Here is a 25,554-nt window from a genome sequence, read left to right on the forward strand (position 1 = left end):
CACAGGTACGTCATCGAACGCACCCTGGAATGGGTTTCCCGGTTCCGACGGCTGGCCCGCCGCTACGAACGCAAGGCCGCCCACTTCACGGCATTCGCCCAACTGGCCTGCGCGGTGATCTGCTACCGCCGAGCCGACAAGCTGAACCTGCTGACACACAACAACCCCAAATGAGATCCGGTCTAAGCCGACCTGCCCGGCAACCGGGGCGAGTCCGCGACTGAGCCCGAGCCGCCGGACGGCCACCGGGACGTCAACGGCCGGGAGCGGGCCCTGTGGCCCGCACCACCGCCCGATACGCCCAGGTCCGGGAGTTGGCGGAGAAACACCGTTCGCTCAAGCGGATCAGCCGCGACCTGAACCTCGGCTACCACACCGTCCGCCGTTATGCCCGCGCCGGCGGTCTGGACGAAACTGCCGGCCCCGGCCGTCAACCGCACCACCCTGCTGGACCTGCGCAAACCCTACCTCTACCAGCGCTACGCCGAGGGCCGCCACAACGCCTTACAGCTCTACCGCGAGATCCGCGCCCGGGGCTACACCGGCAGCGCCGCCACCGTCGGCCGTTACATCCGGCAACTGCGCAAGGGCACCACCGCACCACCCTCCCAAACCCGTCCCCAAACCACGCCGGATCACCGTCTGGATCATGACCGACCCCGACCCGCACGATGCCCTTGAACTCAAACAGATCCGGGCCGCCTGCCCCGAGCTGGACGCCGCCCTCGGCCACGTCCGCGCCTTCGCCCTGGTCGACCGGCGCGATCCGGCTGGTGTTCGCGCACGACACCGACCGGCCGGTGAGCCTGGTCTCGTTGCGGCCCGGCGGGCCGGTGGACGGCATCGGCGTGCCGCTGGTCGAGGTGCAGGCCCTCGGCCACGGCCGGTTCCCCGGCAGCCACCGCTACGCGGACACCGCGATCGGCGCCCGACTGCGGTACCGCTCGCACGTGGCGTCGGTGGACGAGCTGCGGGTGGTGCAGCACGACCCGGTGAGCGGGCTGGTGGTGTCCTCGGTCTTCCAGGGTGTCGCCGGCGTGCCTGCGGTGCGGACGTGGACCGTGGTGGAGGTCGAGGGCCCGGAGCAGGTCTGCCTCCAGGCCGTGACGTCGTTGTCGACCGGGCCTTTCCCGGTCGACTCCGGTCGTTCGGTGGACGAGGTGGACCTGGTGCACGCCGACTCGGGCTGGGTCGCCGAGTCACGCTGGCACCGCACGCCGTTGCGCGAGGCCGGTCTGGTGTCGATGGACCCGACCGTGCACCACCACGCGTCACGCAGCCGGTTCGCGTTGACGTCGCGCAGTTCGTGGTCGACCGGTGAGCACTTGCCCACCGGGGTGCTGGTGGCGCGGGACGACAGCTGGGCGATGGCCTGGCAGGTCGAGCACAACGGCGCGTGGCACTGGGAGGTCGGCGAGACCGTCACCGGCGCCTACGTGGCGGTGCTGGGGCCGACGGACGCCGAGCACGAGTGGTCACGCGTGGTGTCGGCCGGGCACGGCTTCACCACCGTGCCGGTGTCGGTGGCGGTGGTGCCCGGCGGTGCGGACGAGGCGTTCGGCGCGTTGACGCGGCAGCGGCGGGCGACGTTGCGCAACCGTCGGTCGCCCGAGCTGCCGGTGGTCCTCAACGACTACATGAACACCCTGATGGGCGATCCGACCACGGAGAAGCTGCTGCCGCTGATCGACGCGGCGGCCGAGGTCGGCGCGGACTACTTCTGCGTGGACGCGGGGTGGTACGACGAGGACGGCAAGTGGTGGGACAGCGTCGGCGAGTGGCGTCCGTCGCGGACCCGGTTCCCGGGCGGGTTCGGTGCGGTCGCGGACCGGATCCGGGAGCGCGGGATGGTGCCCGGCATCTGGCTGGAGCCGGAGGTCGTCGGCGTGCGGTCGTCGTTGGCCCGGTCGTTGCCGGACGACGCGTTCTTCCGGCGTCAGGGTGCGCGGGTGGGCGAGCACGGTCGGTTCCACCTGGACTTCCGGCACCCGGACGCGGTCAAGCACGTGGACGAGGTCGTGGACCGGCTGGTCAGCGAGTTCGGCATCGGGTACATCAAGCTGGACTACAACATCACGCCCGGTGCGGGGACCGATGTCGGTGGCGTGGCGCCGGGTGAGGGACTGTTGGGCCACAACCGGGCGCACCTGGCGTGGCTGGACGCGTTGTTGGCGCGGCATCCGGGACTGTTGCTGGAGAACTGCGCTTCGGGTGCGATGCGGATGGACTACGCGATGATGTCCCGTCTGCACATCCAGTCCACTTCGGACCAGCAGGACCCGTTGCTGTACCCGCCGATCGCCGCGGCGGCGCCCGCCTCGGTGCTGCCGGAGCAGGCGGGCAACTGGGCTTACGCGCAGCCGGGGATGTCGCCTTCCGAGGCGGCGTTCACGTTGGCCACCGGTGTGCTGGGTCGGCTGTACCTGGCCGGTCGGGTGGACCTGATGGACGCCGCGCAGCTCGCCCTGGTCCGCTCGGCCGTGTCCGTCCACAAGGGACTTCGGCCGGAGATCGCCACGTCGGTTCCGTTCTGGCCGTTGGGTTTGACCAACTGCACCGGACCGTGGGTGGCGCAAGGACTGCGTGCGGTGTCGAACAGCTACCTGACGCTCTGGCGGCTACCGGACGCGTCCGCCGCGGTCGACCTGCCTGTGTCGCACTTGCGCGGGCAGGACGTCACGGTGTCCCCGGTGTTCCCGGTGACGTCACCCGAGTGGGCCTTCGAGTGGGACGCGGCACGAGGGGTGCTGCGTGCCACTCACAGCGGTGCGAGCCCGTCCGCGGTCGTCGTGCGGCTGTAGGAGTCGGGGCAGCCTCGGTTCGACCAGCTCGGCGGCCCGCACTGCCGCCGGGCACGGGCCGTCGTCGGCCCCGGGTCGCACTGGCTCCAATCGCCGATCACCGGAGGCGCGGTCACCTCGTCGGTGCCGAACACCTGATCCGGATCGGGTTCGAGCAGGTACGACGGCGTCTGGTGCTCCGCGTCCTCGTCACCTTGGCCTCGACCCACACCCGCGCCACCCATCGGTGCCATGCCGGCCATGCCCGCCGCACCACGTCCGGCACCCGCACCTGCCGCACCCGTGCTCCGCGCCGCCACACCGTCAGCGGGCGACATCAGCAGTTGTCGTTGTGGTGCGGCGAGTAGTGCGACGGTGTCGCCGGTGCGGATGCCGGTTAGGTCGCGGGAGCCTGCGGGGATGAACACTTGGTGGCGGTTGTCGATCCGGTTCGGGCTGTCGGGGTCGAGTCCGATGGTGATCGCGTGGCCGCGGACTGATCACCAGGATCGGCCGCGCCTTGCACCTGGCCGCCTGTGAACCCGTCACCACAGGCGGCGATGCCGATCAGGTCAGAAACCCGGTCGACAGCCGACTCCACAAACCGCGCAGTGCGGTGCCGGGCGGTCTGTTGTTGCTGACGGGTGGGTCGTGGCATGGGGGATGGGCGTGGTTGGAGTGCCCGTACCCCCGTTCGGTGCACGTTCGGTCCACGCCGGTGTGCCGGTGCTCTGGTGGTCGACGGGAGGCTGCTTCGACCACCGCTTGGACGCGGCCCGCTGCGGCCTCGGTGGCCGTGTTCGCCGCGCACCGCGGTAGTGCGGTGCCACCGGACGTGCCTCCGTTGTGCGCGAGCACGTGTTCGACGGCCTCGGATATCCGCTGGCTCGGTGGGTCCGGCCGGTGGGTCTTGGTCGCCTTCGGTCGGTCTGACACCGGTGGTGCGGACTGTCGGTGCCAGGCCCAGGTGATCGACGTGGTCGTGGTCGGCGATGCTGCGCAACAGGTACGGCGGTCGGTCCAGGCTGCCCCGGCGCCGCGCGCGGAACGAGTTCGGGCGGTGGCCGGGTCGAGCTGTCCGGAGCTCAACCCGGACGAGTTGCTCAACGCCGACCTCAGATGCAACGTCGACGTCTCCCTCGCCGACAACGTCGACCGCCTCGCCCACGGGACCCGACGCTTCCTGCACCGCCGCCAACGCCAACCGCACATCGTCCGCGGCTACGTCCAGGCCCTGCACGTCTGCTACGCCATCATGTAGGCAGCTCAATACTTTCTGCTCAAATAATTAGCACTGGTCGCAACGGTCGGCCGCTTTTCAACTCGTGAGGGCTCCGTTACAGTCTGTTCCCGGGAACGCTCCCAGCTCCTAAGGGGTCACCGTGCCAAGGTTGTCGCGCGTGCTCGCCGCCGTGTCCGTCCGGCGCGTTGGTGCTGATATGCAGCCAGCAGACCACGTTCGGCTGGAACCACGTTTGCTTACCGACCGATGCTCTGCTCCGCGGGCATGAAGCCGGTAGATGAGTCCATAGTGGACCTCTTCATTTGGCGGCCCCGGCGGTAGCGACGATGGGTCCGATGATCGGTGTATCCCCGTAGACGCGACACCCGCGAAAGGGGTTTCTTGATGCGTCAGAACAGCCCTCCCATGCTATTCCAGCGCTTCGCCCGCGCAGCGCTGGCCGGCGTAACGCTCCTCGCGGCCATCGGCACGGTACAACCCGCCGCCGCAGGACAGCCGGCCGCCGCAGGACAGCCGGCCGTCACGGCCGCAGCTGCCGCGGCCGCGGCTGCCGGCGCCGCCGCGATCGCCTCGGTCGACCTGGCCGGGACGTGGAGCTTCACACCAGCGGGCCGGGGGGCGACCTCGATCACCGTGCCCGGCGGCGGCTGGTACAAGCAGGGCTTCACCGACGTGAACGAGGCGGTGTACTCGCGCACCATCACCGTGCCCGACTCGGGTCAGCCGCAGTCGACGTGGATCGAGTTCGGGGCGGTCAATCACCAGGCGACGCTGTCGGTCGACGGCCGCGTGGTCGCCACCCAGACGACGGCGTTCACCCCGTCGAACTTCGACATCAGCGCATACGCGGCGCCTGGCACCACCCACACGATCACGGTGAACGTGAAGGGCCGCGGAGCGCTGAAGGCGTCCAACGGCCGGTACCTGGTGCCCGACGCCGCCACGTGGTCCGAGGCGATCCCGCAGGGGATCTTCGGGTCCGCGTTCCTGCGGGTGTACCCGGCGGTGTACGTCAGCGACACATTCGTGCGTACGTCGGTGGCGAACAAGACGTTGAGCTACGACGTGTCGGTGCGTAACACGTCGGGCAGTTCCCGGTCGGTCACGTTGACCGGGTCGCTGTCGTCCACCAACGGAACGGCTTTCAGCTACCCGGAACTGCCCAGCCGTACGGTGACCGTGGCGGCCGGCTCGACCGTGACCGTGACCGTCGGGCCGGTCGCGTGGAACCTCGACAGCACCTCGTACTGGTGGCCCAACGTGCCGTACCGGCCGGGGTACCGGGCGCAGCTGCACCGGCTGACGGTGCACGCCGCCACCGATGACGGGCGCACCACCGACGCCACGTACCGGTTCGGGTTCCGGGAGGCCACCCAGAACGGTGACTACTACTACCTCAACGGCGTGCGCGTGAACTTCCGCGGCGACAACCTCCAGGGAGCCGACTACGACCGGATCAACAACGGCGGCAAGGGCGACGCGTACCACACCCTGCCCGGCTTCCTGCCCCCGTCGCCCGGCAACGGCGGCTGGCCCCAGGCGGTGGACAACTACCAGCGGCTGAACTTCAACGTGGTGCGCATCCACCAGGAGCCCGCGAGCCCGTACATGTTGGACGTCGCCGACGAGATGGGCCTGATGATCATCGGCGAGGTCGCGATTCGTGGCTCCCAATCCTCGCAGGAGTGGAGGGAGACCGTCGGGCGCAACAACATGATCAACCACGCCCGTGCGCTGGTCCTGCGCGACCGCAACCACCCCGCGATCATCCGCTGGAGTCAGAACAACGAGCCGAACCAGAGCGGCCAGGATTCCGAACAGTTCGAGAAGGACTTGTACGCGGCGATGAACGGCGCCGACGGAACCCGGCCGATCATTGTCGAGGTGGGCGTCGGCAACAATGTCAGCCTGTATCCCGGGATGACGTACGCCAACTTCGCGGTGATCCCGCACTACGTCGACGGCTTCGGCAGGTACGGGGAGGGCCTGATCACCGTGAATGGGCGGCCCGACGGCGAGGGCGAGTACATCTGGCCGGCATGCAACACCAAGCAGGGCTTCGAGTGGTTCGCCACGGCAACCCTGGCCAAGCGCGGCAAGGGTGCCACCGACCTGCGTCCGTACACGCTGCTGTCAGCTTGGGCCAGCGTCATCCCCGGCGTGCGCACCGGCGACTTCGTCCCGGAGGAGGGCGGTCGCCCTGTCTACGGCGCGGACAACCTCCCGGACCCCTGGAGCAACCCGCAGTTCCAGCGCGTGCAGGCGGCGTTCAACCCGGTGGCCGCGGTCGACCTCCCCTACTGGTCGGCCTCCGGCGTCTCGGACGCGAACGGCACCTTCCCCCTGCCGCAGGCCGTGCCCAACTACGCCCGGAACGCCACGGTCACCCGCGACATCACCGTCTTCAACGACGACTTCGCCGACACTTCGGTGGGCTTCACCTGGACGGCGCGGCTCGACGCGCCGGACGGGGCGGTCGTCGCGTCCGGAAGCACGACCCTGACCGTCCCGCTCGGCTCGCGGGTCACCCAGCCGGTGTCCTTCACCACCCCGGCCACCGGCAACCGCGTGTACCTGCAGTTGTCGACCACGAAGTCCGGTAGGCCGGTCTTCACCGACGCGGTGGAGTACTTCAACCTCGGCGGAAGCGGCGGAGACGGACCCGCACCGGGCAACTACCGCATCGTCAACCGCAACAGCGGCAAGCCGCTCGCTGTCGCGGGCAACTCCACGGCGGACGGCGCCAAGGTGGTCCAGCAGAGTGGCACCGGCACCTGGACCGTCGCCACGACCTCCGACGGCTCCTACACCCTCCGGTACGTCGCGAGTGGAAAGGTGCTCGACGTCAACGGCGGCAGCAGCACGGCCGGGCTGCAACTGCAGCAGTGGACGGCCAACGGTGGCACCAACCAGATGTGGTATCTGCGGTCCACCGGCAACGGCTACTACACCATCGTCAGCCGCGGCAGCGGACTGGTGGCGGACGTCTATGGTGCGGCGACGAGCGACGGGGCGCAGGTCGTGCAGTGGGCCGCCAACGGCGGGGCCAACCAGCAGTGGCAACTGATCCGGGCCTGACCGGACGACCCGGTTCTCGTCTGCTGCAGCGGCGTCGACCGCTACCCCTGGCCGCTCGGCCCTGCGGCCAGGGGTAGCGGCGACATGTCAACTCCGAACATCGGCAAGCGACCACCACCGAGCACCTTGTCTCCGCTCCCATCGGTACGGGCCGGCAGACCACCGCAGTGAACGCATCGAACCGCCTCGCTCGCGAGCGGTAGGCGCTCGTCAGCGCCCCCCGTAGGGGCTCGATCAATGACGGCTCAACGGACCCCCACGCTGATGGAGGTTCCGCGACCGTCGGCCGGCTCCTACAACCATGAGGAGATCCACATGGCTTGTTCGCACAGCTCGGGGCCGCAGCGTTCGACGGTCCATGGTGATGGGCGCTACGGCCGTCGTGTTGGTTCTGAGCTTCGCGTTCAACGTCCGGTTGGTGATCAGTCGCTCGGTTGATGGACTGGCAGAAGGCGGCCACCTGCTCGCTCTCGGAGGAAGAGGCGGATCTTCTCGGGAGGATCAGGTGGCCGTTGTTCGTGGTGTCGGGCAGGTCGGCGGTGGTGACCAGGGTGAACTTCGCCGGTTCCGCGGCGAGGTGTACGACTGTCTCGATCGGCGGGCGGATGCGTTGTTCGATCTGGTGGATGGGATCTGCGCACCGGTCACTGTGGCCGGGGTGGCGTACCTGAGCTTGGCGTCGGGTGCCCTGTGCCGCTCGAAAGGTCATCGTTGCTGGTCAAGCGGCGTATCTGTACTCGTTGACGAGCCCGCCCAGGATGCGGGTGCGGTGCAGTCTGTGGGGGTCGAGGTCGTGTACCGCGGTGGGGTGCCGCCGAACTTCGGGGGGTAGTTGGTCACGGGCCTGGTGGGCCGGTGTCGGTTGTAGTGGTCTTCGTAGGTTGCGAGGACTTGCCGTGCGTGAGCCTCTCCCAGGATCAGGATGTGGTCGAGGACTTCGCGTCGGAGCGTGCCGATGACCCGTTCGCAGTGGGCGTTCATCCGGGGCGCCTGTGGCGCGCTCTTGATCACGCGGAGATCGTCGGCTTGGAAGACCGTGTCGAACGTCTGGCCGTACTTGCCGTCGCGATCGCGGAGCAGGAAGCGCAGGGACTCCATTCAATGCCCGAGGTCGGCGGCGAGGTTTCTGGCCTGCTGCGTCGTCCACTCCTGGGTGGGGTGAGAGGTGACGTCGGTGATGTGCAGGCGCTTGGTGCCGTGTTCGAGGAAGGCCAGTGCGTACAGGCGCCTGCCGAGCACGGTGTCGAGGTGGAGGAAGTCCGCCGCGATGGTGCCCTGGGCCTGGGTGGTGAGGAACTCCCGCCAGGTCGGGCCGGCGCGGCGGGGCGCCGGGTCGACGCCCGCTTCGTGCAGGATCCGCCAGACCGTCGAGTGGGCGATGCGGTGGCCGAGTCGGGTCAGTTCGCCATGTATCCGCCGGTGACCCCACCGTGGGTTCTCTCTGGCGAGCCGCAGCACGAGCGTCTTGATGGCCGCTCAAGACCTCCCGCCACCGCCGACGGTCCACCAACCCGGACAGGGCGGCGAACCAGAACCGATCGGCGGGCCCGTAGCGGACCCGACCTGCGAGTTGCCGGCGGAGTACGGCGTTCTCGTGCCGCAGCACGAGCAGTTCGGCGTCCTTCGCCGTCTCGCTGCGCAGCACCACCGACGGCACGGACAGCAACTTCCGGGTCACCTTGTACAGCAGGGACACGATCACCCGGGCATGCTCCCAACACGCTGACACCTTTGCTCTACCAGCGACGATTGACTTTTCAAGCGGCACAGGATGCGAGGACGCCGAGAGCAGCCGTGAACGCGACGGCAACCCCTCGCGCCCTGCCGCGAACGGAGCCGGTGGCTCGCCGGACGAGTGCATCCGCCCGGAACACCCGGATTCGGATCATGGAGCACTACCTCTTCCTGGCAACGTTGACGAAGAGAGGTCAGCTGGAAGGCACCGCGAGCTGGTGGGAGTCGGACGAGTCCGTCACGGCATCCGGCGGACGCGGGGCGGCGGACACCCGTACCGGTCGAAGACCGCCTGGCTCTCCCAGGCCCCACGCCAGGCGTGTTTCACGGTGCGTCGTGGCTGGCCGTAGGGCATGGGGGACACGCTCTCCGGGATGACCGGCTTGCCGTACGTACGGCCAACACGACCGAGCTGGACATGAAGTGCGGCTGACACGCTGTCCTCCTCGGTCGTCCTCTGGGTTGATACGGTTCAATCAGGAGATATGTCACATATGCTGGCGGTGGTTATAGGAAGTGTCAATGGCGGGTCTCGATACGCACGCGGCTCCGCTACGGTGGGACCGGTCCTCCACGTCGACCATCAACGGGTGCACAGCGTGGTAAGCCCGAGGGCTTTGGTGGCACCACGTCGCGCCCAAGGCGGCCATGGACGATGCCGATTCCGCCGCCGGGCTGCGGATCCCGTGACCGTTGCTCGGGCTCTCCGACGGGAGTGGTGAGTGCAAGGACGCGGGCTGCTCTACGAGCAGGCGTAGTGTCGTGGCGAAGCTGGTCGGCGACAAGGACAGCATGGCTCGGGTGAACTGACAGCCTGACCGCCTGACCGGCAGCGGCGGCTGATGACACCCCGGACATGGGCAGCACCATCTTCGGCGGGCTGACGGTTCAGTACCACATCGGCATGTGCCTCGACGTGCCCGGCAACTCCACTGCGACGCGCACCTGTCTCAGATCACTTCGGTGATCGTCTTCCTGATGGCGAGGGCGGCTGCGGACCGGGCCCACTCACCGAAGTCGAACGGCTGCACGTCCAAGTCGATCAGCGCGGGATCGTCCTCGTAGGAGTCCTCGATGCCCTCGTGCACCAACGGCGCGGTCAGCTCGTAGAGCGGCAGTCCCTCGCCGGTGAGCAGGATTTTCTGCGGGTCGAGGAAGTTGGCCGCGGTGCCGACGAGCACGCCGAGGGCGTAGCCGGAGCGTTCGAACACGTCCGTGGCCTGCTTGTTCCCGGAGCGGACCCGGTCGACTGCCTCGTCGTAGGTCGGGGAGCCGTCGAGCTGCCTGAGGATCACGTGCGTCATGAGGTAGCTGGAGGCGCAGCCCCGGTGGCCGTAGCCGCAGTGCGGACCGGCGGGGTCGACGAGGATGTGGCTGAACCGGGGCGGCAGACCGTGGGAGCCCTCGACCAGTTTGCCGTCGACGATCAGGCCCGTACCCACCCCCGCGCCGATGGTGATGACCACCATGGACGTCGTCCCGGCGCCGGCGCCGAACCAGTGCTCGGCCGCGGTGAGGGCCTGCACGTCGTTGTCCACGGCGGTGGGCAAGCCCGTCGCCTCGGTCAGCCGCGGACCCAGCGGCACGTCGGTCCAGTCCAGGAAACCGGCCTGGGCGACCCGGCCCTCGTGCACGACACCGCCGAGGATCACACCCAGTCCGGTCAGTCCGGGGAACCGCGCCGAGACCTCGGTGATCGCGGCGATCACCTCGTGGGGGTCGCGGCTGGGCAGCGGCTGCTCGACCGAGTCCACGACCGTCGCGGTCAGGTCGGTCACCACGGCGAACAACCGGTCGGTGGTGAGCTTGACCCCGAGGAACCGGTGGGACGCGCCGTGCACGTGCAGCATCTCCGAAGGCCTGCCGGTGGCGGAGCGTAGCTCCGTGGCACCCTCCACCAGCAGCCCGTGGGTGACCAGGGCCTTGGTCACGCGGGACAGCGTGGGGCGGGACAGGTGCAGCCGGTCGGCGAGTTCGCTGCGCGGCTTGGCGCCGTGGACGAGCAGATCCAGCAGCACGTCACGTTCCGCCTCGGACAGGCGCGGCCAGGACGATGCGGTGCGGATGCGGCTCCCCAAGGACACCACCCGAACATACCTCGCCATGCCGGTGCCATCCTTCCGCCCAGTCCGAGGGGCAGGTCGGACGAAGGCGAGCAGTTGCCCGGTCGGGTTGCATGTCCCGAGAGGCGTCGATGCCTCCCATTCGGCTTTGTGGACGTTTCACGGTGATGCTTGGATTCCGCGCCCGGTGGTCGTCGTAGCCGGATTCCCCTACCTCACCAAGTTGTCTCCGGTGCGCGGGTTTCCGGACCGGTCAGGCGCTTCCGTTGCCGATGCTGCCCGGCACCGCGAGCAGGGTGTTGTACCAGGTGGTGGCCATCTTGTAGTAGCCGCGGGCGTTGGGGTGCACGCCGTCTGCGAGGTCGGCGGTGGTCAACGCGCGGTACTGGTCGACCAGGTACACCTTCTTGCCCGCACTGGCTTTGCTGCTCACCATCGGGGGGATCGTCGCGTTGAAAGCGCGCACGGTGGAGTCCATCCCGGAGATCGGGATGATCGTGGCCACGAACACGCGCGTGTTGGGTGCCCGGGTGGTGATGCGGTCGACCAGGGTGGACAACCGGCTGGGCGCGCCGCGCGGGTCGCGCCACATGTCGTTGGTGCCGATGTGCAGCAGGATCGTCTGGGGGGTGTAGGCGCGCAGCCAGGTGGTGATGTTGGCGTCGACCTGGGAGATGGTCCAGCCCGGGTGGCCCTCGTGGTTGCGGTCGGGCAGGCTGCTCGGCCCGTCGGTCCTCGAGCCGACGAAGTCGACGCTGTAGCCGCCGGCCGTGAACTTCTGCCACAGGCCGACGCGGTAGCCGCCGGGTGACTCGTCCCCGTAGGTGATCGAATCGCCCAACGGCATCACCCGGACCGGCGCCGCGACGACGACGTCGGGAGCGGCGGCCGCGGGCAGGGACGGTGCGAGCAACGCCCCCAGCGAGACCGCGCCGACCAGTACGCGTTTCATCATGGCCATGGAACTTCCTCCACTGCTGATGGGGGCCTGGTGGACAGGAATCCGGCGCGGCGAGCGCGGACGCGGTCGGCGCGCCCCGAACTGGGCGGCGGTGTGCGGGGAGGTGGCTGATCGGTCAGGACGGCTGTGGCTCGCCCGTGACAGCGGGCGCGAGGTGTGGTCGCACCCCGCGCCCGCTGTCATCCGGCGATGGGTTCGGTGTGCCGCCTTACTGGCGGGTCCACTTCTGGTTGGTTTGGCCGTTGCAGTTCCAGGAGTTGACCTGGGTGCCGTTGGCTGTGCCTTGTCCGTTGGCGTCCAGGCACAGGCCGGTCTGGGTGTGGCGGATCGAGCCGTCGGTGCCGTGGGTCCACTTCTGGTTGGCGCCGCCGTTGCAGTCCCAGATCTGGGCCTGTGTGCCCGCGGCGGAGTTCGAGGGCAGGTCGAGGCACTTGCCGCCGTAGACCCGCAACTCGGCCGCGCTGGTCAGCGTCCACTTCTGGTTGCTCTGGCCGTTGCAGTCCCACAGCTGTGCCTTCGTGCCGTTGGTCTGGCTCTGACCCGTCACGTCCAGGCAACGACCCGACTGCTGCCCCACGTAAGTACTACCGGTCGGGGCGCCCGTGGTCGTGGTGGTGGTGGTCGTGGAGGTGCTGGTCGGCGGCGTGGAGGGCACCAGGGGACAGGTGCTCTGGTAGGACCTGATGCCGTTGGAATCGGCCAGCGGGCAGAGGAACTGGGTGTAGCGGGTGTCGCTGTCCACGAAGATCTTGAACCACGGGATGACGGTGCGCATCATCGTGGGGTTGTTCGAGGTGGGGAAGCCGTGACCGGCGCCGGTGAGCTCGAGGTAGGCCTTCTCGACGCCGGCCGGGATCCCGTTGTACAGGTTCATGACGCCGGCGGGGGTGACGGTGCCGTCGTACTGGCCGGCCAGCAGCATGGTCGGAACCTTCGTGGTGGTCAGGTTCTGCGAGAAGCTGGCGGGCGCGAGCCCGATCGCGGTCTTGAGCGTCGGCCGTTGCAGGGACGCGTTCGCCGCCCCGCCGCCGCCCATCGAGTGGCCCATCACCGACGTGCGGCTCGCGTCGACCCGGTCCCGCACGGAACTGCGCTGGGTCAGGTAGTCCAGCGCCGCCAACAACTGCGTGCCGCGGGCGTTGTCCCAGTCGTTGCGGTTGTTGGTGTCGATCCCGATCACCACGAACCCGAACGACGCCAGCCAGTGCCCCATCCAGGCGCCTTCGGCAGCCCACGTGGCGGTGTAGCCGGGCACGACGGCGATAGCACCGAACCTGCCCTGGCTCGTGTCCGTCGGGTAGTAGATCACCCCACCGCCGAAACCGTTGCCCGCCGGCACGCCGACCTGCGCGGTGGCGAAGGTGCCCCGGTTCGCCGAGACACTGGCCCGTGTCGGGTCCGGTCCCCGCTGGTAGGGGTTGTCGGCACCCGTCGCCTGCTGCGTGCCGCCCGCGACCGTCAACGCCACCAGCGTGGCCGTCGCCGTGAGGAGCGCGAGGGCGTACCTCCACGACCGACCTGCCGGCCGTCCTGAGGGGACGGTCCCGAGCGGATCTTGGAAAGCGCTTCCACTTCTTATCATGGTCGACTCCCTGTCGGAATGCGGCGGACGGGCTTGTGCGTGGCCTGTTGCCACACAGGTGATGAAGGCCTTCGACCCTCGCGCGGCGCGGCCAGACCCCCAGGCGAAGCACACGTCGGCAGCCCGGCCGCAGGGAATGGATGGGTGCGGCCGAGAACGGACTAACCGGAGGTACTGCCGAACGGGAGGGGGAACCGGGCTGTCACGGTCGCGTCACCGGTCGGCCAGGCAGGGCCGCAGGGACTGACGCCCTCGCTGAACACATCCGCCACACCCGACACCGGCCGTCAACGTCATTGTTCGTGGCCTCACTGGCTTTCCGCGGAATCCAAATGTGCCACTCAGTCTGGCCATGGCTACTGGAAGTGTCAATAATGTCTCGATACGTGAGCGGTGCGCCGCGATCGTTCTCAAGCACGACAACGACAGCGATCAAGGGAGTCCTTGACGCTGCCGGGTGTCGAAACGTTTGGTGATCAGGTCGACTCTCGACGACGGCCGCAGGAGGGGGGAACCGCCCGCGAGGTTCGACGGTTCCCCCTGCCCTCAGCGCCGGACCCACCTCTGGTTGGCCTGCCCGTTGCAGGTCCAGAGCGCGATCCGGGTGCCGTTCGCGGTGCCCTGGCCGGAGGCGTCCAGGCACAGGCCCGACTGCGTGCCCTTGATGGACCCGTCGGATTGAATGGTCCACTTCTGGTTGGCCTGGCCGTTGCAGTCCCAGATCTGGGCGGTGGTGCCCGCGGTGGTGCCCTGGCCGGTGGCGTCGAGGCACTTGTCGCCGTAGACCCGCAGCTCACCGCCGGTCGTGGAGGCCCATTGCTGGTTGGCGGCCCCGTTGCAGTCCCACAGCTGGATCGCGGCGCCGTTGGTGCGGCTCGCGGAGACGACGTCGAGGCACCGGTTGGACTGCACGCCGACCAGTGCGGCGCCGGTGGGCGGTTGCGTGCCGATGCCGAAGAAGCGGATCACCTCGTCGGCGAGGATCTGGAGGTTGTGGGGCTGTCCCTGCTCGCGGATGGCCTCGACCCGTGAGCCGTAGCGGGTGCGGGTCCAGGTGCTGCGCGGGGTGTTGTACTCGGTGGAGGTCGGTGTCGTGCTCACGCCGTGCACGTTCGTCCACTGCCTGATCGCCTCGCCGAAGTTGGCGAAGCGCAGCACGTCGTCCTCGGTGCCGTGCCACAGCTGCACCCTGGGCCGAGGACCGCTGTAGCCGGGGTACGCGGCGCGCACCAGGTCGCCCCATTGCTGCGGGGTCTTGTTGATGCGGCCCTCGGCGCACTCGGTGTTCCACGAGTTCGTCCCGGCGAAGCAGCCGAAGGGCACGCCGGCGAACGACGCGCCGGCCTGGAACACGTCCGGGTAGGAGCCCAGCAGGACGTTGGTCATCATGCCGCCCGACGAGTGGCCGGTGACGAACGTGCGGGCCGGGTCGCCGTTGTAGCGCTGCTGGACGTACTTGACCATCGACACGATGCCCTGGGCGTCACCGCCGCCGTTGTGGGTGAGCACCGCCCGGGAGTGGACGTCCCAGCAGCGGTCGGAGCTGACGGCGGAGGGATAGATCACGATGAACCCGTGCCGGTCGGCCAGCGAGGCGTACTGCGTGCCGCGGTGGAAGTCCTGCGCGGTGCCGGTGCACCAGTGCACGCCCACCACCACGGCGGGCTTGGCCGCCACGTTGTCCGGCACGTAGACGAACATCTTGATGCCGCTGGGGTTGTAGCCGAAGTCCCTGACCTCCTGCAACGACGCCGCCTGGGCAGGAGGGGCGACCAGCAGCGCCGCCAGGCAGGCGAGCAGGGTAGTGATGAGGGCCGCAGCCGTCCTCGGTCTGCCGTGTGCCATCCGAACCGCCTTGTCTCGTCGATGAGCGCGGTCATGCCGTGATGCGACATTGTTAAGTTCGCGACGAAACGAAGTCAAGGGAGGTGTCTCGATCGGCTCGGACCCTTGACTTTGTTTCGTCGGAAACCTAACAATCTCGGGGCTGCTCCTGCCTCCGCTCTTCCGCGATGATCAAAGGAGATCAGATGCGTGCTCTACCACGCCTGGGCAGAGCTCTGCTCGCCTTGGCGCTGACCGCTCCGGCGCTGATGCTGATGAGCGCTCCGGCGCAGGCCGCCCCGGCTCCCCTGGTGGGCGTCGGGTCAAGCCGCTGCCTGGACGTCACGGGCAACTCCAGCGCCAACGGCGCTCAGTTGCAGATCTGGGACTGCAACGGCCAGGCCAACCAGGGCTGGGAGTTCTCCTCGTCGGGCGAACTGCGCGTGTTCAACGGCTCCAAGTGCCTCAACGTGCCCGGCGGCAGCACCGCCACCGGCACCCGCCTGACGATCTGGGACTGCACCGGCGGCGCGAACCAGAAGTTCCGGCTGAACTCGAACGGCAGCATCACCGCCACACAGTCCGGACTGTGCCTGGACGTCTACAACCAGGCCACCGCCAACGGGACCGCCGTGAACACCTGGAACTGTAACGGCCAGACCAACCAGGCGTTCCGGGTCGGCGGCACGGACCCGGGCCCCGGCCCGCAGCCGTGCGCGACCAACCCGGTCAACCCCAACGCGAGCACCCAGGCCCGCAAGCTGCTGTGCTACGTCCAGTCGCAGTACGGCAACCACATCATCTCCGGTCAGCAGGAGTCGACCTGGATCGGCGGCCCGGACTACGAGATCAACTACATCCGGAACAACACCGGCAAGTACCCGGCGATCCGCGCCCTGGACTTCGGTGACTCCAAGGACCTCGCCCCGCGCGCCATCGCCTGGTGGAACGCCGGCGGCATCCCGATGATCGGCTACCACATGGGCGCGCCGACCAAGCCCGACACCTACGAGGGCACCCAGATGTCGGTGTCGATCAACGCGGTGCTGACGCCGGGCACGGCCGAGTACCGCTCGTTCATCGACCGCCTGGACCAGGCGGCGAACATGCTCCAGCAGTTGGAGAACGCGGGCGCGGCGGTGATCTGGCGACCGTTCCACGAGGCCGGTGGCACCTGGTTCTGGTGGAGCAAGGAGGGCGGCGGCCAGTACAACCGGCTGTGGAACTTCATGTTCAACTACTTCACCCGCACCAAGGGCCTGGACAACCTGGTGTGGCTGCACGGCTACAACGGCCAACCGCAGTCCTCGTTCTACCCCGGCAAGTCGGTCGTGGACGTCGGCGGCGCCGACACCTACGCCGGCAATGGCAACTACGACCCGCAGAACGCCATGTACAACGCCGTGCGGAACATCGTCGGCTCGTCGATGCCGATCGCGCTGCACGAGAACGGGCCCATCCCCGACCCCGACCGGCTGCAGTCCACCGGCACCCGCTGGGTGCTGTTCGGCACCTGGCACGGCAACCACCTGACCGTCAGCAACAGCGTCAGCCACCTGCAGAAGGTCTACAACCACAGCTACGTCGTCACCCGTGACGAGCTGCCCAACCTCAAGTAACCATCCTGCGGGGACGCCGGGGCCGACGCGGTCCCGGCGTTCGCCGTAACCAGCGCCCGGAAGGTGTCACATGAAGACGCGTTCGACCTTGAGCAGTGTGCTCGTCGCGGTGCTGGCCGCGTTGTTCCTGATCGTGCCGCAGGCCACGGCCGCCGCACCCACGAGGATCATGGCCTTGGGCGACTCCATCACCGGCTCGCCCGGCTGCTGGAGAGCCCTGCTGTGGCAGCACCTGCGCAACACCGGCTACACCGACATCGACTTCGTCGGCACGCTGCCCGCGCCGGGCTGCGGGTTCGCCTACGACGGCGAGAACGAGGGCCACGGTGGGTTCCTCGCGACCCGGATCGCGGATCAGAACCAGCTCCCGGGGTGGCTGTCGGCCACCCGACCCGACGTCGTACTGATGCATCTGGGCACCAATGACGTGTGGAGCAACATCCCGGCGAGCACGATCCTGAGCGCCTACACCAAGCTCCTCGGCCAGATGCGGGCGAGCAACCCGTCGATGAAGGTCCTGGTCGCCAAGATCCTGCCGATGAACCCCTCCAACTGCTCGGCCTGCTACCAGCGCGTGGTCACCCTGAACAACGCCATCCCCGGCTGGGCCACGGCGAACTCCACGTCGCAGTCGCCGATCACCGTGGTGGACCAGTGGAGCGGCTTCTCCACCTCCAGCGACACGTCCGACGGAGTGCACCCCAACGACAGCGGCATCCGCAAGATGGAGGCGCGCTGGTACCCGGCGCTGGCCGCCGCGCTCACTCCGGGCACCGTCCCGACCGGCAACACCTACGTGGGGCAGCAGTCCGGCCGCTGCCTGGACGTGACCGGGGCGAGCCAGACCAACGGTGCGAAGGCCCAACTCTGGAACTGCAACAGCCAGGCGAACCAGCGGTGGACGCTCACGAGCGCGGCCGAACTACGGGTCTACGGCGGCAAGTGCCTCGACCTCCCGTCCAACTCCGCCGCCGGGACACAGGCCCAGATCTGGGACTGCAACGGCGCCGCGAACCAGAAGTGGACCCACGGAACCGACGGCTCGATCCGCCACGCCCAGACCGGCCTGTGCCTGGACGCCAACGGTCAGGGCACCGCCAACGGCACACAGGTCAACTCCTGGAACTGCAACGGACAAGCCAACCAGAAGTGGACCCGCCGATGAGACGTCTCATCACCTTGGTCGTCACCGCCGCATTGGCAGTGGCCGTGCCCGTAACGGCCTCCGGGCACGGCGACAGGCCCGTCGACGTGCGGGTGTCCGATGAGGAAGCGACCCCGGAAACCCGTTCGCTGTTCGCCTACCTGCGCGCCCAGCGTGGTCAGGGTGTGCTGTTCGGGCACCAGCAGACCACCGAGTTCGGGGTCACGTACCCGGTCGCGGACGGCGTGCTGTCGGACGTGGCGGCGGGTGTCGGCGACCACCCGGCGGTGTTCGGCTGGGACATGAGCGACCAGGGCTACGGCTCCTCACCCGGCACACCGGAAGAGAAGTTCGCCAAGTACGTCCAGCTGGTCAAGGCCGCGCACCGCATCGGCGGCATCAACACGATCAGCGCCCACATGAACAACTTCGTCACCGGCGGGAACTACGGCGACACGAACGGCAACGTGGTCGCCCGCATCCTGCCCGGCGGCGACCACAACGCCGCCTTCCGAGACTACCTCGACCGGGTGGCCCGCCTCGCGCACGCGATCACCGACGACCGCGGCCGGCCCATCCCTGTCATCTTCCGACCCTTTCACGAGAGCAGCGGCAGCTGGTTCTGGTGGGGCGCGGCCCACGCGTCGGCCTCGCAGTACGTCGAGCTGTGGCGCTACACCGTGGAGTACCTGCGCGACACCAAGGACGTGCACAACTTCCTGTATGCGTACTCGCCGGGCGGCTCGTACGGCGGCGCGGACGACGTGTACATGCGAACCTACCCGGGCGACGACTACGTCGACGTGTTGGGCTACGACAACTACGACGGCAGCAACGCGTCGAAGCAGTGGCTCGACGGCCTGGTCGCCGACCTGGCCATGATCGCGCGGATCGCCGACGAGAAGGGCAAGGTCTCCGCCGCCACCGAGTACGGCATCAGCGGAGCCCTCAAGCCCAACGGGCAGAACGGCAACCTGCACTGGTACACACAGGTCCACGACGCCATCAAGGCAAACCCGGACGCCCGCCGCACCGCGTACATGATGACGTGGACCAACTTCGGGCTCGACCAGTTCTTCGTCCCGTACCCGGCGACCGGCGACCTGCCCGAGCACGAGCTGCTACCGGACTTCCGCGCCTTCCACGACGACCCGCACTCGGTGTTCGCCGCCGAACTCGACCACGTCTACGACCGCCGGACCAAAGCGGTCCGCCAGGCGCCGTCCGCGCACATCGTCTCCCCGACCGATCGCGAACGGGTGGTCACGCCGACCACGACGGTCCGGGTGAAGGTGAACAACGCCAAGGCCCTGCTGGTGTACTACACGGTCGGCACGTCAAAGACCCGACACCTGCTCACCTACGACCGCGCCACCGGCTACCACACCGGCACCTGGCGGATCGGTCAGGACAACCTGAACAACACGGTGACCCGGTTGACCGTCCGCGCACTGGTCGTCGGCCACTCCCGACCGCTGGAACTGACCAACGCCGTGATCCTGGGCGCGAAGCCGCCGCTGCCGCCGGGGGTGGTGGACGACTTCGAGGCCCACCCCGACGACACCGCGCTGCGCGCCGACTACAGCACCTACGGTTCCAACACCATCTCGCTTGCTGCTGACAACGGTGGCAAGGCGCTGAAGTTCGACTACGACTTCACCTTCCAGACCTACACCGGCATCGGCAAGCGCCTGGAAGGCGACTGGTCGGCCTACGGTGGACTGGCGCTGTGGCTGCGGCCGGACGGCTCGAACCACAAGCTCGTGCTCCAACTCAACGCCGGTGGCGTCGCCTACGAGGCGTACCCGTCACTCGCCGGCACCACGGCAGGCGTCGTCACTATCCCGTTCGCCGACTGGCGCCCGGCACCGTGGGACAGTGCCAACGCCCACCGCCGCATCACCGCCGACGACCTGCGCACCCTCTCGCAGTTCAACGTCTTCGTCAACCAGGCAGACGGCGCGGTCACGACGAAGGGCTCCCTCGTCCTGGACCACATCCGCGCAGGATGAAGTGGTGCGTGGCGAGGTGCACCGTCACCCCGCCCCGCATGCACCGGTGGGTCGGCTCGACGCACGGGTCAGTCACGCCGTCGGAGGCGAGGCGCGCAACCGGCGGTGTCGGGGTCGACGGTGTTGACCGAGTGTCACCACAACCCCGGCTTCAGTGGCGCGGGTGCGACACGGTCGCCCACGTCCTGGCTGCGAACCAGAGTCGTGAGCCTGAAGTGCGTCGAGTGAGCAACTTGGTCGGTAAATGACCCCGAGGTGTTGACTTCGTTTCTTCGTTGACTTAACAATCCACCTCTACGCGGGACCGCGTCCGGTCTCGGGCCACGAGAGGAATCGATGATGTTCCTGACGGCAAAGCGCTTCTCACGGACGTGCACGGCGGCCGGATTAGCCGCGGTCGCGTTGCTGGTGACAGCATGTGGTGGATCGGGCGCACAGGGTGACGCGAACGGGGACACCCTGGTGCTGCCTGGCCCGGCCGGTGACTTCCAGGTGAACTTCAACCCGTTCTCCCCGACCTCGCTGGAGGGCGCAGGGACGATCTTCGAGCCGCTGTTCTTCTTCAACAACATCCGCGACGTCGAGCCCAGGCCGCGGCTGGGCAAGACGTTCAAGTGGAACGCCGACGGCACCCAGCTCGACATCGAGTTGCGGGACGACGTGAAATGGACCGACGGCGAGCAGTTCACCGCGCAGGACGTCACCTTCACCCTCGACATGATCACCAAGAACCAGGCCATCAACGGCACGGGCTACAAGGGCACGGCGACCGCGGTCGACGACGCCCACGTGACGATCAAGTTCTCCGAACCGTCCTACATGGACGGTCCGCAGGTGCTCGGCAGGATCTACATCGTCCCCGAGCACAAGTGGAAGGACTTCGGCACCCCGGCGACCGAGTCGGTCAAGGAGCCGGTCGGCACCGGCCCGTACGTGCTCGAGGAGTTCAAGGCCCAGGCGTTCACGCTCAAGGCGAACACCGGCTACTGGGCCGGTGAACCCGCGGTCAAGAGGATCCGCTACACCTCGATGTCGGGCAATCAGGCGACCGTCGACGCGCTGAAGGCCGGCCAGATCGACTGGCAGACCGGTCCGGTCCCGGACATCGCCAACGTCGAGGAGAACTACCCGGGCTACAAGGCCGTCACCATCCCGATGAACCAGGTCGCCCTGTTCACCTGCTCGAACGCCGCCTTGGGCTGCCAGGGCCCGCAGACCGACGTGGCCGTCCGCAAGGCCGTCTACTACGGCATGAACCGCACGCAGATCAACGCGCTCGCATTTGAGAACACCGCGAGCGAGATCTCCCCCGGCGCGGCGCTCCTGGAGCGGGACAAGGACCAGATCTCCGGCAAGCTCAAGGAGAAGACCGCGCCGATGCAGCCGGACACGGCAAAGGCCACGCAGACGCTGGAGGCCGCCGGCTACACCAAGGGCGGTGACGGCATCTACGCCAAGGACGGCAAGCCGCTGGCCCTGACGCTCAAGGTCGTCGCCGGCTGGACCGACTACATCACCGCCGTGGACACGCTGACCCAGCAGCTCCAGCAGGTGGGCATCAAGGTCACCGCCCAGCAGGTCTCCTGGAACGAGTGGTCCGACGCGCGTGGCCGCGGCAACTACGAGCTGCTGATCGACTCGATCTACCAGGGCCCGGCGCCGGACCCGTTCTACAACGCGTCCTACTTCTTCAGCAGCTCGAACACGGCCAAGGTCGGTGAGATCGCGCAGCCGAACTTCGCCCGCTTCTCCAACCCGGACGTCGATGCCGCGCTCACCGCGCTGAAGGGCATCGACCCTGAGGACGACGCCGCCCGGCAGCCGCACCTGGACACCATCCAGACCAGGATCGAGGAGTCGATCCCGTACATCCCGGTCCTGACCGGCGGCACCACCAGCGAGTACAACGCGAAGAAGTTCACCGGCTGGCCCACCAAGGAAGACCTGTACGCGTTCCCGGCCCTCTGGGGCCGCCCGGACGCTTCCGAGATCATCATGAAGCTCAAGCCGACCGGCCGGTGATCGACTGAGCGAGGCGACAGGCGGACCGATGAGGTCGCGCAGCGAGGTGGTGGCCATGAACGACAACGCCACCACCTCACTTGTTGACGCCTCGTCGGTCACGGGATTGTGGACGAACACCGATTCCTGTCGACGTGCCGAGGTGCCCGACCTGTTAGCGGGTGACGTGGGGGTCGTTGGCTGAGCGGGTGGGCCTTGAAGCCCTCGCCGAGACCGGGCTCGGGAGTGCTCTTCCAATCCTTGATGAGCACGGCGTCGGTGGTGCAGCAGCCCCCGGGTTCCCGGTCCGCGCGAGGTAGCTCAAGCGGTGCGCGTCAGCCCCGGCCACCAGCCGCTGCATGTAGTCGAAGCCCCAATTGTCCTGGCCGAACTCGCCGAGCGCGATGGGTGCCCGCGCCGCGAGCGGCAAGGTCTGGCTGTCCCAGCAGGTTTGGGTGGTCCAGGCCTTGAAGCGGTAGGCGTTGCCAGGAGGCGGCGATGGTTTCAGCGGGTCTGCGGGCATGTGCGCCGTCCACGCCCGCAGGTCGTTGGCCCACTCCAGGCCGCCGAGCATCAGCACGTTGGTCACGCCGGTGGTCCGCGCCGCATCGACCAGGTCCTGCATCCCGGCGGTCTCGTACGGCAGGCCCGAGCAGGTGCCCCTGTCCCGCCGGCACTGCCAACCGAGGGTCTTGTTCCCGTCGGCGGGCATCTCCGGGTACGGGTCGTTGAACAGGTCGAAGACGACGCCGTCGTAGCCCTTGAACGCGGTGGCGACGGCGGTCCAGAACTGCGGGGCGTACCGCACGTCCGGCACCGGCTTCTGGACGTCGCGTGCCCGTCCTTGCAGTGCCAGTCCGGCCCGGTCGCGTAGCGCCCCAGATCCGATGCAGGTCCAGGACCACGGTGATGTCGTCGGCCACCAGCAGGTTCACGTAGTCCTTGACGTTCTGCCGGAGCGACTCACGCCGAGCAGCCGGTAAGGCTTGACGTCCGCGATGACGATCTTGTTTCCGGATACGCGCAGTGCCGGTGCGCGATCGTCGTCGGGTGCGGCCTGCGCGAATACCCGCCTCAAGTCCTGGCAGGCCGTCGGCGACGAACGTCGAGACCGTCAAGATCTCCGACCGAGTCGAGTTCAGCACGGGTGCCGACCGTTTCCGGGTGGGGGTCGGCACTGCTGACGCCGATGGCCATCTGGGCCATGGTGTGGGCGCGGATGTCGGGGCGCGGTCCGTCGTCCACGTGCGCGGCGACGGCTCGCACGTGATCCTGGGCTGGTTCGGCCAGTCCGTCGTACACCGCGGCGAACGTGTCCCGAGCGCGGGCGCGCGGCCAGTCGGGCGGCAGGAGTTCGAGGGGGAGCAGGGGGTCGATGGCGGGGAAGCGGCGGTAGGTGTCCATCACCTCGGTGCGGGCACGGACGGCGTCCAGTCCGGTGATGCCGTCGGCCTTGATGCGGGGCAGCAGCGGGATCCAGCGTCGGATGAACCTCTCGTACTGCTCTGCGATGGCCGCGAGGTCCCAGGCTTCGATCGGGTTACGTGTCGTGCCCGAGGCGAAGCGCAGGTGTCGCGCGCGGAACGCGGTCGTGGTGCCGGGCGTCGCCGCGACGAGCTCGGCGTGATCCTGTTCCTTCATCGGGTGCGGTGACACCCAGACCCCGTCGTAGAGCGGCGCGTATCCCCGCCACCTCAGTTGTGCCCGCAGGGAGCTCCGCCGGGTTTTCTCCTCCTTCGGCATGGTGAAGACGAAGGCCGTCCACGACCCGTCCCAGGAGTCGGGTCCGGCGGCGAACCCCGCGATGGACACGCCGCCGAAGGACAGGTCGCCCGCGGCGGGCCCGGTCAGGCGGTAGGAGCTGTGCCTGCCCTGCCTGCTGCCCTCCAGCACGCCTCGGCGGGCCAGCCTGCTGATGGCGGTCCGCGCCGCCCCGGCGGTGATGCCGAACTCGCCCAGCAGGGCCACGATCGCCGCGGTCGGCAGCCACGCGCGACGGCTCAGGGTGTAGTCGGCGATCAGGGTCACCGCCAGGCCCTGGGGCGAGCTGCCGCTCTGCCGGCGCGGCAGCCGCACCGAGTCGGCGCCGACGTCGGGAAAGATCTCTTCGACATCGAACGGGCTTACCACGGTGCGCTCCCGTTGCAGGTCGGCGTGCAGGACCAGGTCGACTGTAGCGGTCCTAGGCGTATCGAGACCCGACTATTGACACTTCATATGGCTATGGCCAGTGTGAGTGACATGCATCGCATTGAATCGTATCAATGCGATGGCCGACGAGGCGCCGGCGATGTCCAAGCACCGGTTGGACGCCGTGCCGCGTAGGGCGAAGGTCGACCCGCCGGGGTTGCCGCCGCCACCGCTGACCACGTACACCGCCGCGCCGTGCGCCGGGACGGAGGCGCTGATCGTGCCGCCGGTGGTGCTGGTGGTGTGCGCCCACAGGTCGCGCAGCGAGTAGCTGCTCGCGGAGCCCAGTCCGATCTGCGACGCCGAGGCCGAGACGGTGGCAGGGGAGGAGTTGCGGTTGAGCAGGACGACCGCGACCGAGCCGTTGGCCATGGGCTTGGTCCACACCTCGATCCTGGGCGCAACCGGCACCGCCCGGCGGAGGGGTGGGGTGCGCCGACCGTGGCCACGAGCCTGGAGAATCCGCGCTATACCGGTCGGCAGGTGTGGAACCGGATGGCCAATGACCGTGACGAGGTCGACCTACGTACCGGGCTGCCGGGCCAGTTTCCGAACCTGCCGGAGGAGTGGGCGATCTCGTTGGACATCGCGCACGCGCCGTTGGTGGGCATGCGAAAGTTCACCGAGGTGCAGAAGGTGCGCGCTCGACGTCCGAACGGCGATGGCGGTGAGCGGCGGTATCTGTTGGCGGGGTTGGTGGTGTGCGGGGTGTGCGGGCGGCGGATGGATTCGCACTGGGTGCACGGCCGTCCCGGCTACCGTTGTCGCCACGGCTACACCAGCGCTCGTTTGAGGATGCCCGGTGCGCCCGCTTTGCTGTACTGGCGGGAGGATCGTCTGCTGGAGCGGATCGCTGTGCTCGCGGATGAGCTGGGACAGCCGCTTTCCTCGACCGGCGATGGGGCCGCGGCGTTGCTCGCGGCGGCGGGGATCGGCGTCGTCTGCTCACGGCAGGGGGCCGAGCTGCGTGAGCGAACCGACCGGGCGTGTCCCGGTGCCGGCCTGCGGCGGCGGTCCGGCGGGCGACTGCGGCTACCGTCCTGACCACGAGTTGGCTACGGGCGGCGTGACGCGGGATCCGTTGGGCGGGCGTCGTCATCGGCGGGCAGCTGGTGATCAGGTCGTCGAGATGGCGGCGATGATCCCCGGGCAGGTTCTCCGGTTTGCTCGCCGGTCAGGTGACCAGGCGTCGTGGGGACGGTGGGACGCGTGTGGGTTCGGTGCGGCCTTGTCTGGGGTAGCGGACCAGGAGGTTGGCGCTGCCGGGGTAGCCCAGGGCGCGTGTCTCGGCGAGCAGGTGGGTGACGGGGATGTCGGGTTGCT

At 68.5% G+C, this 25,554-nt stretch carries 19 protein-coding genes and 1 pseudogene; 10 read left to right on the forward strand and 10 right to left on the reverse strand.

What is annotated here, in order from left to right; all coding sequences use genetic code 11:
* Positions 1–387 precede the first annotated feature (387 nt).
* Together AB0H12_RS43660 and AB0H12_RS43665 are read left to right on the forward strand one after the other, a co-directional pair.
* Positions 388–681, forward strand: a complete 294-nt coding sequence (locus tag AB0H12_RS43660; protein WP_499632209.1) for a hypothetical protein — start codon at positions 388–390, stop codon at positions 679–681.
* Complete coding sequence (locus AB0H12_RS43665) at positions 678–2,801, forward strand: glycoside hydrolase family 36 protein (protein ID WP_499632212.1); 2,124 nt, start codon at positions 678–680, stop codon at positions 2,799–2,801. The genes AB0H12_RS43660 and AB0H12_RS43665 overlap by 4 nt, the downstream gene beginning before the upstream one ends.
* Here the strand turns inward: AB0H12_RS43665 and AB0H12_RS43670 are convergent.
* The gene (locus AB0H12_RS43670) at positions 2,759–3,043 is read right to left on the reverse strand and encodes a hypothetical protein (protein WP_499632215.1); all 285 of its coding nucleotides are present in this window, start codon (positions 3,041–3,043) and stop codon (positions 2,759–2,761) included. The two genes, AB0H12_RS43665 and AB0H12_RS43670, sit on opposite strands and share 43 nt — an antisense overlap.
* 797 nt (positions 3,044–3,840) lie before the next feature.
* On the opposite strand from AB0H12_RS43670, the gene AB0H12_RS43675 reads away from it, so the two are divergent.
* The 3 genes from AB0H12_RS43675 to AB0H12_RS43685 all read left to right on the forward strand — a co-directional run bounded on the left by AB0H12_RS43675 (position 3,841) and on the right by AB0H12_RS43685 (position 7,933).
* Positions 3,841–4,041: a hypothetical protein gene (locus AB0H12_RS43675; RefSeq protein ID WP_499632218.1), complete on the forward strand. Its 201-nt coding sequence runs from the start codon at positions 3,841–3,843 to the stop codon at positions 4,039–4,041.
* A 366-nt stretch (positions 4,042–4,407) separates the two neighbouring features.
* The gene (locus tag AB0H12_RS43680; protein ID WP_499632221.1) at positions 4,408–7,101 is read left to right on the forward strand and encodes an RICIN domain-containing protein; all 2,694 of its coding nucleotides are present in this window, start codon (positions 4,408–4,410) and stop codon (positions 7,099–7,101) included.
* 364 nt (positions 7,102–7,465) lie between these two features.
* On the forward strand, positions 7,466–7,933 hold the full coding sequence (locus AB0H12_RS43685; protein WP_499632260.1) for a hypothetical protein: 468 nt from the start codon (positions 7,466–7,468) through the stop codon (positions 7,931–7,933).
* Between the two features lie 50 nt (positions 7,934–7,983).
* Here the strand turns inward: AB0H12_RS43685 and AB0H12_RS43690 are convergent.
* The 6 genes and pseudogenes from AB0H12_RS43690 to AB0H12_RS43715 form a co-directional block, all read right to left on the reverse strand.
* A pseudogene (locus AB0H12_RS43690) lies at positions 7,984–8,199 on the reverse strand (integrase core domain-containing protein); the annotation flags it as partial.
* Positions 8,200–8,559 carry an IS3 family transposase gene (locus AB0H12_RS43695; protein WP_499632224.1) on the reverse strand — a complete coding sequence of 120 codons (360 nt, stop codon included), beginning with the start codon at positions 8,557–8,559 and terminating at the stop codon, positions 8,200–8,202.
* Positions 8,560–9,785: 1,226 nt separating this feature from the next.
* The gene (locus AB0H12_RS43700) at positions 9,786–10,940 is read right to left on the reverse strand and encodes an ROK family protein (RefSeq protein WP_499632227.1); all 1,155 of its coding nucleotides are present in this window, start codon (positions 10,938–10,940) and stop codon (positions 9,786–9,788) included.
* Positions 10,941–11,151: 211 nt separating this feature from the next.
* A complete protein-coding gene (locus AB0H12_RS43705) occupies positions 11,152–11,859 on the reverse strand; it encodes an SGNH/GDSL hydrolase family protein (RefSeq protein ID WP_499632230.1) in 708 nt (235 codons plus the stop codon).
* A 208-nt stretch (positions 11,860–12,067) separates the two neighbouring features.
* Positions 12,068–13,327 (reverse strand): poly(ethylene terephthalate) hydrolase family protein, encoded by a 1,260-nt coding sequence (locus tag AB0H12_RS43710; RefSeq protein ID WP_499632233.1) that lies wholly within the window; start codon positions 13,325–13,327, stop codon positions 12,068–12,070.
* A gap of 660 nt (positions 13,328–13,987) precedes the next feature.
* Complete coding sequence (locus AB0H12_RS43715; protein WP_499632236.1) at positions 13,988–15,286, reverse strand: extracellular catalytic domain type 1 short-chain-length polyhydroxyalkanoate depolymerase; 1,299 nt, start codon at positions 15,284–15,286, stop codon at positions 13,988–13,990.
* A gap of 185 nt (positions 15,287–15,471) precedes the next feature.
* On the opposite strand from AB0H12_RS43715, the gene AB0H12_RS43720 reads away from it, so the two are divergent.
* The 4 genes from AB0H12_RS43720 (at position 15,472) to AB0H12_RS43735 (ending at position 22,062) form a co-directional block, all read left to right on the forward strand.
* Positions 15,472–16,884 (forward strand): glycosyl hydrolase, encoded by a 1,413-nt coding sequence (locus AB0H12_RS43720; protein WP_499632238.1) that lies wholly within the window; start codon positions 15,472–15,474, stop codon positions 16,882–16,884.
* A gap of 70 nt (positions 16,885–16,954) precedes the next feature.
* The gene (locus tag AB0H12_RS43725; RefSeq protein ID WP_499632241.1) at positions 16,955–18,049 is read left to right on the forward strand and encodes a ricin-type beta-trefoil lectin domain protein; all 1,095 of its coding nucleotides are present in this window, start codon (positions 16,955–16,957) and stop codon (positions 18,047–18,049) included.
* Positions 18,046–20,040: a glycosyl hydrolase gene (locus AB0H12_RS43730; protein WP_499632243.1), complete on the forward strand. Its 1,995-nt coding sequence runs from the start codon at positions 18,046–18,048 to the stop codon at positions 20,038–20,040. Before AB0H12_RS43725 ends, AB0H12_RS43730 begins: the two co-directional genes overlap by 4 nt.
* A 462-nt stretch (positions 20,041–20,502) precedes the next feature.
* Positions 20,503–22,062 carry an ABC transporter substrate-binding protein gene (locus AB0H12_RS43735; protein WP_499632246.1) on the forward strand — a complete coding sequence of 520 codons (1,560 nt, stop codon included), beginning with the start codon at positions 20,503–20,505 and terminating at the stop codon, positions 22,060–22,062.
* A 154-nt stretch (positions 22,063–22,216) separates the two neighbouring features.
* Here AB0H12_RS43735 and AB0H12_RS43740 read toward each other — a convergent pair whose 3' ends face one another.
* The 3 genes from AB0H12_RS43740 to AB0H12_RS43750 form a co-directional block, all read right to left on the reverse strand.
* A complete protein-coding gene (locus tag AB0H12_RS43740; RefSeq protein WP_499632249.1) occupies positions 22,217–22,849 on the reverse strand; it encodes a cellulase family glycosylhydrolase in 633 nt (210 codons plus the stop codon).
* Positions 22,850–23,115: 266 nt separating this feature from the next.
* Positions 23,116–24,171, reverse strand: coding sequence for a PaaX family transcriptional regulator (locus tag AB0H12_RS43745; RefSeq protein ID WP_499632252.1), 1,056 nt, complete (start codon positions 24,169–24,171; stop codon positions 23,116–23,118).
* Positions 24,172–24,243: 72 nt separating this feature from the next.
* Entirely contained in the window at positions 24,244–24,603 is a 360-nt protein-coding gene (locus tag AB0H12_RS43750) for a hypothetical protein (RefSeq protein ID WP_499632255.1), read from the reverse strand.
* On the opposite strand from AB0H12_RS43750, the gene AB0H12_RS43755 reads away from it, so the two are divergent.
* Complete coding sequence (locus AB0H12_RS43755; RefSeq protein WP_499632257.1) at positions 24,526–25,275, forward strand: recombinase zinc beta ribbon domain-containing protein; 750 nt, start codon at positions 24,526–24,528, stop codon at positions 25,273–25,275. The two genes, AB0H12_RS43750 and AB0H12_RS43755, sit on opposite strands and share 78 nt — an antisense overlap.
* Positions 25,276–25,554 lie beyond the last annotated feature (279 nt).

Origin of the sequence: Actinosynnema sp. NPDC023794 (genome assembly GCF_040639675.1) — a bacterium.
Classification (GTDB): domain Bacteria; phylum Actinomycetota; class Actinomycetes; order Mycobacteriales; family Pseudonocardiaceae; genus Actinosynnema; species Actinosynnema luteola.

Excerpts from the sequence above, each read along its gene's own strand:
- AB0H12_RS43660 (WP_499632209.1), top strand. The coding sequence starts at position 388 with ATGCCCGCGCCGGCGGTCTGGACGAAACTGCCGGCCCCGGCCGTCAAC.
- AB0H12_RS43750 (WP_499632255.1), bottom strand. The coding sequence starts at position 24,603 with ATGGCCAACGGCTCGGTCGCGGTCGTCCTGCTCAACCGCAACTCCTCC.
- AB0H12_RS43705 (WP_499632230.1), bottom strand. The coding sequence starts at position 11,859 with ATGGCCATGATGAAACGCGTACTGGTCGGCGCGGTCTCGCTGGGGGCG.
- AB0H12_RS43730 (WP_499632243.1), top strand. The coding sequence starts at position 18,046 with ATGAGACGTCTCATCACCTTGGTCGTCACCGCCGCATTGGCAGTGGCC.
- AB0H12_RS43725 (WP_499632241.1), top strand. The coding sequence starts at position 16,955 with ATGAAGACGCGTTCGACCTTGAGCAGTGTGCTCGTCGCGGTGCTGGCC.
- AB0H12_RS43680 (WP_499632221.1), top strand. The coding sequence starts at position 4,408 with ATGCGTCAGAACAGCCCTCCCATGCTATTCCAGCGCTTCGCCCGCGCA.
- AB0H12_RS43700 (WP_499632227.1), bottom strand. The coding sequence starts at position 10,940 with ATGGCGAGGTATGTTCGGGTGGTGTCCTTGGGGAGCCGCATCCGCACC.
- AB0H12_RS43720 (WP_499632238.1), top strand. The coding sequence starts at position 15,472 with ATGCGTGCTCTACCACGCCTGGGCAGAGCTCTGCTCGCCTTGGCGCTG.
- AB0H12_RS43715 (WP_499632236.1), bottom strand. The coding sequence starts at position 15,286 with ATGGCACACGGCAGACCGAGGACGGCTGCGGCCCTCATCACTACCCTG.
- AB0H12_RS43670 (WP_499632215.1), bottom strand. The coding sequence starts at position 3,043 with ATGGCCGGCATGGCACCGATGGGTGGCGCGGGTGTGGGTCGAGGCCAA.
- AB0H12_RS43685 (WP_499632260.1), top strand. The coding sequence starts at position 7,466 with ATGGGCGCTACGGCCGTCGTGTTGGTTCTGAGCTTCGCGTTCAACGTC.